Annotated in this window: 9 protein-coding genes; 2 read left to right on the top strand and 7 right to left on the bottom strand. The window is 45.0% G+C overall.

Annotated features, from left to right (window positions below; genetic code table 11):
• Positions 1-100 precede the first annotated feature (100 nt).
• Positions 101-367, top strand: a complete 267-nt coding sequence (locus ABMY42_RS18210) for a GrxA family glutaredoxin (RefSeq protein WP_005428550.1) — start codon at positions 101-103, stop codon at positions 365-367.
• A 181-nt stretch (positions 368-548) separates the two neighbouring features.
• Positions 549-2,231, top strand: a complete 1,683-nt coding sequence (locus ABMY42_RS18205; protein WP_005444545.1) for an aspartate:alanine antiporter — start codon at positions 549-551, stop codon at positions 2,229-2,231.
• A 113-nt stretch (positions 2,232-2,344) separates the two neighbouring features.
• Here ABMY42_RS18205 and fabV read toward each other — a convergent pair whose 3' ends face one another.
• The 7 genes from fabV to ABMY42_RS18170 all read right to left on the bottom strand — a co-directional run bounded on the left by fabV (position 2,345) and on the right by ABMY42_RS18170 (position 12,901).
• Positions 2,345-3,547, bottom strand: a complete 1,203-nt coding sequence (fabV, locus tag ABMY42_RS18200; RefSeq protein WP_005444550.1) for an enoyl-ACP reductase FabV — start codon at positions 3,545-3,547, stop codon at positions 2,345-2,347.
• 178 nt (positions 3,548-3,725) lie between these two features.
• Positions 3,726-6,011, bottom strand: a complete 2,286-nt coding sequence (locus tag ABMY42_RS18195) for an acyl-CoA dehydrogenase (protein WP_009698128.1) — start codon at positions 6,009-6,011, stop codon at positions 3,726-3,728.
• A gap of 68 nt (positions 6,012-6,079) precedes the next feature.
• On the bottom strand, positions 6,080-6,706 hold the full coding sequence (locus ABMY42_RS18190; RefSeq protein ID WP_005444555.1) for a TetR/AcrR family transcriptional regulator: 627 nt from the start codon (positions 6,704-6,706) through the stop codon (positions 6,080-6,082).
• Positions 6,707-7,164: 458 nt separating this feature from the next.
• Positions 7,165-8,340 carry a Na+/H+ antiporter NhaA gene (nhaA, locus tag ABMY42_RS18185; protein ID WP_005444559.1) on the bottom strand — a complete coding sequence of 392 codons (1,176 nt, stop codon included), beginning with the start codon at positions 8,338-8,340 and terminating at the stop codon, positions 7,165-7,167.
• Positions 8,341-8,671: 331 nt separating this feature from the next.
• Positions 8,672-9,796: a lipocalin-like domain-containing protein gene (locus ABMY42_RS18180; RefSeq protein WP_154203771.1), complete on the bottom strand. Its 1,125-nt coding sequence runs from the start codon at positions 9,794-9,796 to the stop codon at positions 8,672-8,674.
• On the bottom strand, positions 9,796-12,249 hold the full coding sequence (locus tag ABMY42_RS18175) for an ABC transporter permease (protein ID WP_009698130.1): 2,454 nt from the start codon (positions 12,247-12,249) through the stop codon (positions 9,796-9,798). The genes ABMY42_RS18180 and ABMY42_RS18175 overlap by 1 nt, the downstream gene beginning before the upstream one ends.
• A complete protein-coding gene (locus tag ABMY42_RS18170; protein WP_005428554.1) occupies positions 12,230-12,901 on the bottom strand; it encodes an ABC transporter ATP-binding protein in 672 nt (223 codons plus the stop codon). The genes ABMY42_RS18175 and ABMY42_RS18170 overlap by 20 nt, the downstream gene beginning before the upstream one ends.
• Between the last annotated feature and the right edge of the window lie 116 nt (positions 12,902-13,017).

The raw sequence follows: 13,017 nt of genomic DNA, 5'->3' as shown, positions 1-13,017 counted from the left end.
TATCTGGATCGGGCATAGTTGTCTCAAGAAACGAAAGCATGTACCGACATGAAGTCTAGTTGTGCTTTCAAAAAGAATAGATTTTAGGAGAAATAAGATTATGTTCGTAGTTATCTTTGGTCGCCCAGCTTGCCCATTCTGTGTTCGCGCGAAAGAGCACGCAGAAACACTTAAAGCAAAACGTGATGACTTCAACTACCGTTACGTAGACATCCACGCTGAAGGTATTTCTAAAGCTGACCTAGAGAAAACAGTTGGTAAGCCAGTAGAAACTGTTCCTCAAATCTTCATCGACCAAACACACATTGGTGGTTGTGATGATTTTGAAGCTTACGCAAAAGAGCACCTAGGTCTATTCGACGAGTAATCCAAATTACTGAATTTTTAAAAGCCGCTATTAGCGGCTTTTTTATTGTTTATTCAATTTGTTATTCCCTTACGTCAAGTAATAGTAAAACCTAAAAAAATTCACTTATCTTTTTGCTATATTTAGTTACAATTCGCAACTCTTAATCTTTTATTTGGCACACACTTTACCGAGCCACACAGTGAACATAGACGTCGTACACCTTCTTGAACAAAACCCTATTCTTCTAATCTTCGTCGTATTAGCAATTGGTCTTGCCATTGGTAAAATTCGCTTTGGAAACCTACAGTTAGGTAACTCCATAGGCGTCCTCATTACTTCTCTTGTTATGGGTCATCTTGGTTTCTCCTTTAACGCAGAAGCCCTAACCATCGGCTTTATGCTATTTATCTACTGTGTAGGTATTGAAGCTGGTCCAAACTTTTTCGGCATATTTTTCCGCGACGGTAAACATTATTTTATTTTGAGCATGACCGTATTAGTCTCAGCGGTAGGGTTAACCTATTTCTGTAGCCATTACATGGGACTCGATTTTGGTCTATCTGCGGGTATGATGGCCGGCGCTCTTACCGCTACGCCTGTATTGGTGGGCGCACAAGATGCGTTGAATTCTGGTCTTGCAACCATCCCACGAAACATGGATTTTTCTTTAGTATTAGAAAATCTATCGGTTGGTTATGCGATGGCTTATTTGGTGGGTTTGATCAGTATGATCATGTTCGCCAAACTGTTGCCAAAACTGCAAAAGCAGAATCTATCCGATTCAGCTCAGCAAATTGCGCAAGAACGTGGATTGGGTAACTCTAGCCAACGTAAGGTCTACTTGCCAATCATCCGCGCGTACCGCGTTGGTCCTGAGCTGATTGACTGGACAGATGGTAAAAACCTTCGCGAATTGGGCATTTACCGCCAAACAGGCTGCTACATAGAGCGTATTCGCCGTAATGGTATCCTTGCTCACCCAGACGGTGATGCAATCCTGCAAGAAGGTGACGAAATCGCATTGGTAGGCTTCCCAGATAGCCATGCACGTCTTGATCCAAGCTTTCGCAACGGTAAAGAAGTATTCGACCGTAACTTGCTGGACCTTCGAATCGTCGAAGAAGAGATCGTGGTTAAAAGTGATGCAATTGCTGGTAAGCGCCTATCTGATTTGAATCTATCGGAATTCGGCTGTTTCTTGAACCGCGTAGTGCGTGCTCAAATTGAAATGCCAATGGACTTGGACATTGTTCTAGCCAAAGGTGATGTGCTCCAAGTAAGTGGAGAGAAGAGTCGTGTTCATGGTCTCGCTGAGAAAATCGGTTTCATCTCGATCCACAGCCAGATGGCAGACTTGCTCGCATTCTGTAGCTTCTTCATTCTAGGTATTATGTTTGGTTTGGTGACCATGACGTTTGGTCAAGTGTCATTCAGCCTAGGTAACGCAGTTGGCCTGTTGCTTTCAGGCATCACGCTGGGCTTCCTACGAGCGAACCACCCTACTTTCGGTTATGTACCGCAAGGGGCATTGAATATGGTCAAAGACTTAGGTTTAATGTTCTTTATGGTTGGCATCGGCTTAAGCGCCGGTGGCAAGATGTTTGAACACTTAACTCAAGTGGGTCCACAAATCATCGGTTTGGCATTTATCGTTAGTGTTGTGCCTGTCGTGCTCGCGTACCTAGTTGGCGCTTACGTACTTAAGATGAACCGTGCTCTACTCTTTGGTGCCATCATCGGTGCTCGTACGTGTGCACCAGCAATGGACGTAGTGAACGAATACGCGAAGTCGACTATTCCAGCCCTTGGCTACGCAGGTACCTACGCGATTGCCAATATCTTAATGACTTTAGCCGGTACGATTCTGATTATTTTGAGTTAATCTCTTTGAGCGCGCTTTTCAGGTGTGTTCAAGCAGCGCTCATTATTCAGCACAGAGATTCAAGACACAAAAAAGGCGCTCAATGAGCGCCTTTTTAATACCGTTAGAAACGATTAGATTTGAGTGAAATCTGTTTCTACTGCTGGGTTAACGTCTGCTTCGTAATCCACACCGTCAACACCAAAGCCGAATAGCTTCAAGAACTCTTCTTTGTACTCAACGTAGTCAGTCAGCTCTTTTAGGTTTTCAGAGGTAATTTGTGGCCATAGATCTCGGCAGTGTTGCTGGATATCTTCACGTAGTTCCCAGTCATCCAGACGCAGACGGTTTACTTCATCTACTTCTGCTGCGCTGCCGTCTTCTTTGTAAAGACGTTGGCTGAACATACGGAAGATTTGCTCCATACAACCTTCGTGTACGCCTTCTTCACGCATTTTCTTGAACACCATCGCGATGTAAAGAGGCATGACAGGAATTGCAGAACTTGCTTGAGTCACAACAGACTTAAGTACCGCTACGTTTGCGCTACCGCCAGTTGTTGATAGTTTCTCGTTAAGTGCTGCTGCTGCGCGGTCTAGGTCCATTTTCGCTTTACCTAAAGCACCATCCCAGTAGATCGGCCAAGTAAGCTCTGTACCGATGTAGCTGTACGCCACAGTTTTGCAGCCATCTGCTAGAACGCCAGCTTCTGATAGTGCATTAATCCATAGTTCCCAGTCTTCACCGCCCATTACGGTTACTGTGTCTTGGATTTCTTGCTCAGTAGCAGGCTCTACGCTTGCTTCGATGATTACGTCTTTGTTGGTATCAACAGCAGTCGACGTGTAAGTTTCACCGATAGGCTTAAGTGCTGAACGGATCAGTTCACCCGTTTCTGGCATTTTACGTACTGGAGAAGCCAGTGAGTAAACCACCATATCCACCTGACCAAGGTCTTCTTTGATCAGATCGATTGTTTTCTGTTTTGCTTCATTTGAGAAAGCGTCGCCGTTTAGGCTTTTCGCGTACAGACCTTCTTCACGAGCTAGCTTCTCGAAAGCAGCCGCGTTGTAAAAACCTGCTGTACCTGGCTTCTTCTCTGTGCCTTCTTTTTCGAAGAAAACACCAATAGTTGAAGCGCCGCCACCAAATGCCGCAGCGATACGAGAAGATAGACCGTAGCCACTTGATGCACCCACAACAAGAACGCGTTTTGGCGCGTTTTTAATTGGACCTTGCGCTTTAGTGTAAGCAATTTGTTCTTTTACGTTAGCTTCACAACCCACTGGGTGCGTAGTAGTACAGATAAATCCACGAATTCTAGGTTTGATGATCATATTCAACTTCCTTTAAAAAACGTTGCTAGGATAAAAGGTTCAGCCCTACTTCGCACCTAATTTCTGTAAAAATGCTGCGAAAATGCAAGTGGTTGGAGCACTCAACAAAAAAGCTATAGGCTCAAACACGAAAAAGCACCTCAATTGAGGTGCTTTTCTTATTTTATGCGCGGTCGTATTACGCTGCCGAGTTCAAATGCGATTTTTTGCTTGGTGCATTAGTACGAACTTCTGAAAAGTCGTGGCTAAAATGGTCGACTTGAATCGCTTTATAGCGCAGTTTGTCTGCTGCCATAATTTGATCAATTTCTTGCTCAGTAAGTACGTCCGCTTCGAATGCTTGTTGTAGACGGTCATGCAATAAACCTTTACGCGCTACCTTGCCATCTTTCGCTGCTTTCATCAGTTTGCGTTCAAGAGGCTTCACGTCGTACATCGCAAGGAACGCTCGTTCCATGAGCCCTACGCTATCATCCTCTGATTGACCGATATAGCATAAGCTCGTCATTCGGTCACGTTGAGCTCCAGGCGTCATCATTGCCTCTGCAAGGCTCACACAGAGCTCATCGCTTGGAGCTTTGAAGTGATTACCCAATGGGAACAACAGACCTTTCAGAACGCCACCGACGTATTTCACTGGGAAGTTTGAATACGCTTCATTAAGCGACTTCGATGCGTTGTACAAACAGTGCTGAACGGCATAGTGCACAAAGTTCAAATCACCTTGTTGACGACCTTCATCTTCGTACTTCTTAAGTGCAGCGGACGCCATGTACAAGTAACTCAAACCATCACCGAGGCGTGCAGAGATCATTTCTTTACGCTTCAGATCGCCACCTAGAGTTAACATTGCAAAGTCTGCGCTCACTGCAAGTGCGCGGCTTAAGCGCGTGATGTCTTTATAGTATTGCTGCGTAGGACCGCTCATGTGCGCTTTAACAAAGCGAGAACCTGTCAATGCCGCACCAAGAGCACCAAAAGTATTACCCATCGCATGTTTAATATGTTTGAACAACAATTCGTCAAACTCTTTTGCGCCTTCTTTTACATCTGGGTTTGCTGCTGCTTCCATTTCTTTCAAAACATATGGATGACAACGTGTCGCACCTTGACCGAATATCATCAAGTTGCGAGTCAGGATGTTTGCACCTTCAACGGTAATCGCAACGGGAATACCCAGATAGTGCTTAGCTAGGTAATTCATTGGGCCATCTTGAATTGCACGTCCTGCATGAATATCGAAAGAGTCGTTCAGGATAGTACGAGCCATTTCGGTCATGTGGTATTTGGCAATTGCGGTCACGATGCCCGGCTTCTCCTTCATATCCAGAGAAGTGGTTGTCAGCGTTCGTGTCGCTTCCAACAAGTAAGTTAAACCACCAATGCGACCCATCGCTTCTGCCACACCTTCAAACTTACCAATCGACATACCAAACTGCTTACGAACATATGCATAAGCACCGGTTGTACGCGTTGTAAGGTGACCAATCGCGGTGCCAAGTGCAGGAAGAGAGATACCACGACCAGCCGATAGACATTCCACCAACATACGCCAGCCTTTACCTGCGTATTCGGAACCACCAATCAACCATTCCATTGGAATGAATACATCATTACCGCGTGTTGGACCGTTCATGAATGCAGACCCTAGTGGGTCGTGACGCTCACCGATCTCCACACCTTCATGATCTGCTGGGATAAGTGCACAAGTAATGCCCACGTCTTTTTTGTCGCCAAGTAGACCATCAGGATCTTGAAGCTTAAATGCCAACCCAAGAACTGTTGCTACTGGCGCTAGAGTGATATAACGCTTATTCCAGCTAACACGGATACCAAGAACTTCTTCACCTTCGTGAGTTCCGTAACACACTACGCCTTGATCTGGAATGCCACCGGCATCAGAGCCCGCTTCTGGACCTGTAAGGGCGAAACACGGAATGTCCGTACCATCTGCTAAACGCGGCAACCAATAATCTTTCTGTTCTTGAGTACCATAGTGAGACAGCAACTCACCAGGTCCCAGAGAGTTTGGAACCATCACTGATACCGCAGCACTGATACTACGTGTTGCGATGCGAGAAACGATGGTCGAGTTAGCCAGTGCTGAGAACTCACGACCGCCATACTCTTTTGAAATGATTAACGAGAAGAAACGCTCTTTGCGCAAGTATTCCCATACTTCAGGCGAAAGATCTCTGTCTTCCTTAACGATCTTTTGATCATCAAGCATTTCAAGCAATGTTTCGAGTTCATTGTCCATGAAAGCTTGTTCTTCAGAAGAAAGCGCAGGTTTTGGATAATGATGTAACGTCGTAAAGTTAGGTTTGCCTGAGAACAGCTCAGCATCCCACCATACGCTACCCGCTTCCATCGCTTCTTTTTCCGTGCTCGACAATGGAGGCAGTACTTTCTTAAACATTTTGAATGCTGGGTCACTAATCCATTTTCTTCGTAGAGAGCTCATAGTTCAGATCCTTTTGTTCACGTCACCGCTCGCGGCTTTAACTTATTTTATTATTGATTTAATTTCGTTTACTTAGCTGACATACCTGCCGACAAGTATGGAATCAGAAGATCAACGACAGACTTTGCATCGACCTCTTTTTCAAACTTACTTTCTGCAATCTCGGTTAACGCTTGGCTTGATGCCATAGTGAAAACACAAGTGCCTAGTGTGAAGTGCAATCGCCAGAACAACTGTTCTTCCGTCAATTCCGAATTTGCTTTCATGATGGAAAACATAAACAGCTTCAGCACTTCCTCATATCTTGTACTAATAAACCAACGTAAATGACCTTGGACATCGGTATATCCACGACCAATTAGCAACATAAATAACGCAGTACCATTCGGACGCACATCATTCAGTGCTCTTAGAGGCAAACGTAGCGATTCAAACACTTCATCCATGTTGTAATCATCGCGCGTGTTTAACTCGATCAAAGACGTCTTAATATTTGGCATTAGCGCTTCTAGGTATCGGTCTAATACTGCCCTCACCAGCGTTTTCTTATCGCCAAAGTGGTAGTTAACCGAAGCTAGGTTGACATTCGCCTTACCAGTAATGGTTCGTAGTGATGTGTCATTGAAGCCGTATTCTGCAAATAGTCCTTCTGCTACATCGAGTATTTTTTCTTTAGTTGTACTTCTCGGGGCCATTTCAATCACTCGTATTAAACAACTGTTTGAAATATACTCCCGAAACCTGAAATTAACAAATGATTAACATCACACTTTCAAGCATTGGTCTGACCAGATAAAAGAAGTGCGAACTTAAAGGAATGAATTTAAAGCGAATATTGTTTTGTGAAAAAAAATTCTAAAAAAAATGGAACTGTTTGGAATTGTCTCGGTCTGAATTACTGTAACAACTAGGGCATTTAAAGTTTCACAGGCCGTCAAACTTGTTTCTATCTAGTTGCTACATTGCTGCTTTTTCTTATTAACTCCTATGTTTGTATCCGCCCAGACAATTTTTCGTCTGGGCTTTTTTTCGTCTGTCATTTGAGTTTGCCGCCTTCACTTAACCTTGTATTACGTTGAACAAACTTCACCGATCCTCGGATACAAAAAAGCCCCCCTGTCGGGAGGCTTTCGTTAAATTATTCTATCTTAGCTTACGCTTTTTTCTCGCTTGCGACTTCTTCAGCCGCTTTCTTTGGCAAGGAGAAGTGCAGTAGTGCGTAACCAATTACAGCAGCTGTCGTTGAGCCCATCAGGATACCTAGTCGAGCGTAAGTATCAAATTCTGGACTTACATTGCCAAACGCAAGTGACGAGATGAAGATCGACATGGTGAAGCCGATACCACACAACACGGACACAGCGAAAATATGTACAAAGTTCACACCTTCTGGCAGCTTAGCCACGCCCATTTTCACTGCAGCCCAGCTAAATGTGAAGATACCAAGTGGTTTACCAACCAACAGACCCAGCGCAATACCCAGAGGCAACATTGAAGTCAGACCTGACATCGATACGCCTTCTAGTGAGATACCTGCATTTGCAAAAGCAAACAGAGGAAGAATGCCGAATGCTACGTATGGGTGAAGTGCGTGCTCCATGTGTTTCAGTGGAGAGTGCTCGCCCTTCTTACCTTTAAGTGGGATAGCGAAGCCGATAACCACACCTGCAAGTGTTGCGTGAACACCAGATTTAAGTACGGCAAACCATAGTATCGCACCGACAATCATATAAGGTGTTAGCTTGGTGACCTCTTTTGCGTTCAGCATGAACAAGACACCCGTCATGATGAAGCCGACAATCAATGCCATCGTTGATAGGTCGCCAGTGTAGAACAGCGCAATAATCACAACCACACCAAGGTCATCAATGATCGCCAACGCAAGTAGGAAAACCTTCAAGCTGATAGGAACACGCTTACCAAGAAGCGCCATGATACCTAGAGCGAACGCAATGTCTGTTGCCGCAGGAATTGCCCAGCCAGAAATCGCTTCTGCATCACCTGCGTTGAAAGCAACGTAGATAAGTGCCGGAGCTAACATACCACCTACCGCTGCAATTGCAGGGAAGATTGCGGTTTCTTTTGATTTAAGTGCGCCTTCAAGCAGCTCACGCTTTACTTCAAGACCGATTAATAGGAAGAACACAGCCATCAGGCCATCGTTGATCCAGTGAGACACTGACATACCAAATACATAAGTATGCAGCATTGCTTGATAACTTTCGCCAAGCGGTGAGTTTGCAATGGTCATAGCGATTGCTGCTGCAATCACAAGAAGGATACCGCCTGCGGATTCCATTTTGAAAAAGTCACGAATGACATCGTTCATGGTTTCGCCCTTATATTTATTATCTTAATAAACGATTAACAAAGAATGATGAGAGTGTATAGCTGCTGAAAATTTTAGAATAATCGCTTGTTTAGAGTTTAAACTTCGATTTTTCCGAGGTTTCATTTACGAAACATCGTATTTTTCAACAAGAACATAATTATTTACAAGACCTGCCTATCTCCTTATAAGCTCAATCTATTCACATAGACTACTATTAAGTTAGTATAATATCTGACTAATTTTCGTGATTAACGTGCGGTTTTACACCGAAAACTGCGTGTTTCAGTAACAAAAAAGCCACCCTTGTTGGGTGGCTTTTTCGTTGTTTCTAGTAACCGGTGAGTTGCATAAAACCCCAGGCTTCATTGGAACCCGATGCGAGTATCGGTCCTTCCCAATATGGAATCACAAAAGGAAGCCACATGTCCGATTTTATGATCCGTGTCGTTAAATTGATGTTTTGCCCGGGGACATTGATGATCCACTGAAGCGGTAACCTTCTTCCATTAGACAAGTTAGTGACGTGTAGTGGCGTCATCGTCAGCTCTTTTTCTGTTAGGTTTATCACCTTGCCAGAACGCGTTGATAGTGTGCCGAATAAATGAGGAACCTGACCATTATGACGATAACGACTCACTGTAAGCGCTCGTCCATCATCAAGGTTAAACACAAACCAATCCCAACCTTGCTGCCCTTCGCCAATCAGACCACTTCCCCACTCCTTCTGTGTCCATCCAGAGCCTGATACTGGGATTTCACGTCCATTAAGGGTAAGGGTACCTTTGACATTGAGAAACGGCGCACTGAAGCTAAAAGACGCGATAGATTGCAGCGCATGTTTAACTTGGAACCCTTTGTCACCATTAACAACAAAAGGACCGCTCGTTGTAGTATTTAAGTCAATTGCAAACGTATCGGTCGAGACATCAAGATTTCCTGGGAATGGTGTGGAGCCAAGTGCACGCCAAGTCCAGTTGTCAATCCATAAACGGAAAGGACGATTCGTCATGCCCGCCTGCCCAATCCCTCCACGAGCGACACGCTGCTCTTTCCAAACATGCGAGCCAGAACTGACAACAATATGAGAGATAAACAATTGTGGGTTTTGCCAACCTCGAGTATCACGCTCGTCGGTAGCAACGCGGAAATAACTCCATTGAATGTTGTAAACCTTGCCGTGCTTGTCTTGCACCTTCGCAAAGTAGTTCCACCATTCATGTTGGTAATCTGGATGAAAACGGAAATCATGCGGCAGCGAAACGTGCTCATTTGGTAGAACTGGCTCGAAGATAGTCTTACTTTCGCGCTTTAATACATCGCTGATTTCACTTTGTTCAGTTGCTGTCGCTTCCGCCCAATACGTAAAATAAAGAGTCATGCCCGCGAGGGTGACAAATACGACAAACACTAATGCAGAAAGAGATAGCAGCTTTTTGAGTTTTATGTTTTTCACTACAGCGCATCCCTCAATGACTTCATTGGCGTGCTCTTAATCATCCTGATAACAGGTAAAGCTCCTGCTATCATGATCGCCAACATTGCCCAAGCGATCGTTTGAGCGTATTCCCAAGGAATCGTCTGTAACTCTAGCGACCAACCAAATGATTGTTTAATGATGATATCAACGATCAAGTGTGCCAATGCTAAACCAAGTGGGACCGCAATGATGGCTGAGATGGTACCGAAGACAAATAGCTGTAAACCACCCAACATGACTAGTTCTTTGCCTGATACACCCATACACCGCAGTAGTGAGAAGTGTCTTTGCCGAGAAAGTTCTCCCGCAAGTGTTGCAAAGAACAAACCAAATACCGCAATGATCAGAGTGATGTTGCCCAAGGTGCCTGCAATAGCAAAGGTATGGTCAAACACACGCATAGCTTGGTTGTAGATATTGTTGTTATCAAAGACTCGGTCTTGGGACAAACGGAATACGTTCTCTAATCTACGCTTCAAGCCTTCGCCATTGACATTATCTTCCAGCAAAACACCAAGTCCAACATTACCAGAGCCCGCAAACGCATACAGCCAATTACGATGAGACATCATGATTTGGTTATATGGGTTGCCATAGTCGTAGTACACGCCAACCACTTGCCAACCTCCCCCTAAAGGAGGTTGAAGGTCGATATAGTCGCCAGGGCGAATGTCGAGCTTCAAAGCCATGGATTCACTTACCATCAAACTCTTAGAATGGTGCAAGTGATACCAGTAATTTGGAACGCCTAGTTTCACCGTAAGAGAGTCCAACTCCCCTTCTGAAGAACCCGTACTCACCACTTGTAATGCACCGCGCTCAGTCGGGACATCTTTTTCCCAACGCCACCAAACAGCATCCACTTCGGGTTGCTCTTTTAACCAAGCACTCATGCGTGCTGCTGAGTTATTAGTTGGGTAAATATAGATATCAGCCGCAAGGCGTTGGCTCAGCCACTTATCCGTTGTATCACGGAAGCTGCCCACCATGGTCTCCACGCCAATGTTCGCTGCCAATGCGAGCATAAATGCCATGGTTGCTACACCACGATAACTCATACTTGCTGCAGCATCGGCAAAGAACCAACGTACACGAACCCAACGAAGTGAATAAGAGAAGCTTTGGAACATATGCCACATCAAAAACGGCATAAACAACGCCACACTGATCAGCATGAGTGCGATAATCGCAAATCCCGACTCTTGAGTTTTTGGCGCTTGATAGACGGCCACTGCAGCTACACAGAACGCACACGCCGCGAAAGCCTGCCAAGAGAACTCTCGCCCAGCAAAACGCATCAGAGACAACCGAGAAGAAAGTCGAATCGGTTGTGACTTTAACAAGCGAATCAGCGGCCACAGACACGAAATCAAAGCGCCCATCGCTGACATTGCCAAACTGTACAGGCTCGACTCCCATGACCAGCCAATCGTCAAACCGACGTTTGCGTCATAAAGATCGCTCAAGCTTGAAGAGACAGCAGGGATAAGCTCATTTGCCAAAATAAGACCAAAGAAGTTACCACACGCCCAAGCAACAAGAACAAGGATGGTCAGTTCAAGCATAAGCGCTTGCGCCAATTGCATGCCATTCACCCCCGTTTGACGGAGGATACCAACCAAGCGCTGACGTTGAATAAAAGACAACGACATTGCTTGATAGAAGATGAATAAGCCAACTAAGAACGACAACATACCCATCGCCGTTAAGTTCATGTGGAATGCTTTTGTCAGTGACTCTAATTCGGAGCGGCTGTTACGCACCAGTGTCATACCGTTTGGCAGCATATTTTTTAGTGCCAACATTTTCTCTTCGGACATTTCACCACAAGCAATAGCGGACAAACCGGAGCTGCGCTTAAGCATACGAAGAAGAGAAATATCAGTAACGAGGCGAGTGCCAGAGAGTAAGTTGTCCGTATCGACTTTTAGCGGTCCAAGTCGACTGCCATCATTGAGCTCAATAAAGTCGCCATCATTCCATTGCATGTGTGCAGCCAGATCTTGGCTAGCAAGGATAGGATACGGAGGCTTCATTAAAGACAACATAGGAAGGTCTTTAAGTGATTTACCTTGGTGAAGCGGCAACAGCGCTACAGGATCAACGCCTACTAGCATCAGGCTTAAGTCGGCTTTCGTATCGAGATGAAGAATATCAAAAGGCGCACATTGGTTGAAACCAGCGCGACGTAATTGAATATAAAAGCCCTGAGGAATTTTGTTAGCAGAATGCTTAGTACGAATACGGTAAGGCAAAGGGTTTGAAAAAAGTTTCTCACCGGTTTCGTAGCTCTGTTTAGCGTGTTGGTTAATAGAAGTCACACCGACAAGGAGGGACACCCCGAGGGTTAAACCAAGCCAAACAAGAATGATTTGAAGTGGATAGCGACGGTAATGACCGAGTAGTGCCTTAACTACGGGCCATAACATGTAGCTGTCCTCCTTGAAGACGGATTCGACCTTCCATGTGTTCTGCCACTTTTTCACTGTGTGTCACCAGCAGCAAAGTACACTCTAACTGGCGAGCAAGACTCGTTAGCAAACGCATTACCGCTTCAGCATTTCGCTCATCCAAACTACCAGTTGGCTCATCGGCAAGCAGGATTTTCGGTTCCATGTACAAGGCACGAGCAATCGCTGCACGTTGTTGCTGACCACCAGAGACTTCTTCAGGGTAACGACCTAAAAGCGGCATAAGGTCTAGAGCTGAAAGAATTTGACGCCACAAGCCTTTATCTTCTGGTAAGCCTTTTAATTGGCGACAAAAACGGATGTTGTCAGCGATGTTCAAAGTAGGAAGTAGGTTAAACTGCTGGAAGATATTACCAATATTGTTGCGGCGGTATAGAGTTCTTAAGTGCTCTGGAGCGCTGTGCATGGCGAAGCTTGGGTACTGGATCTCGCCAGAATCTGCGGTATCAAGACCAGCTATCAAGTTAAGTAAGGTACTTTTACCTGAGCCACTTTCCCCCATTAATGCAACTTGTTCACCTTGTTGTAATGTTAATTCTGCCCCTTGTAGTACAGGATGAAATTCTCCCCCGTCTACATAGCCTTTACATAGGTCTGACAGTTTTAACATTGATTTTGCCGCTCAAATGGTGTTTAAAAATTGGAATCAGAATCTACACTAAAATCCTGTTGGTAGGAAGTATTTTGAATAGTTGATCACACTATCAGAGTACAAATGCAACTTGT

This window comes from Vibrio sp. SSH13-20 (genome assembly GCF_040104475.1).
Classification (GTDB): Bacteria; Pseudomonadota; Gammaproteobacteria; order Enterobacterales; family Vibrionaceae; genus Vibrio; species Vibrio harveyi.
This window is presented reverse-complemented; position numbering and strand designations above follow the sequence as displayed.

Bases quoted from the DNA above. Each gene is read 5' to 3' on its own strand.
- ABMY42_RS18210 (WP_005428550.1), top strand. From the start codon at position 101: ATGTTCGTAGTTATCTTTGGTCGCCCAGCTTGCCCATTCTGTGTTCGC.
- fabV (WP_005444550.1), bottom strand. From the start codon at position 3,547: ATGATCATCAAACCTAGAATTCGTGGATTTATCTGTACTACTACGCAC.
- ABMY42_RS18195 (WP_009698128.1), bottom strand. From the start codon at position 6,011: ATGAGCTCTCTACGAAGAAAATGGATTAGTGACCCAGCATTCAAAATG.
- ABMY42_RS18190 (WP_005444555.1), bottom strand. From the start codon at position 6,706: ATGGCCCCGAGAAGTACAACTAAAGAAAAAATACTCGATGTAGCAGAA.
- nhaA (WP_005444559.1), bottom strand. From the start codon at position 8,340: ATGAACGATGTCATTCGTGACTTTTTCAAAATGGAATCCGCAGGCGGT.
- ABMY42_RS18175 (WP_009698130.1), bottom strand. From the start codon at position 12,249: ATGTTATGGCCCGTAGTTAAGGCACTACTCGGTCATTACCGTCGCTAT.
- ABMY42_RS18170 (WP_005428554.1), bottom strand. From the start codon at position 12,901: ATGTTAAAACTGTCAGACCTATGTAAAGGCTATGTAGACGGGGGAGAA.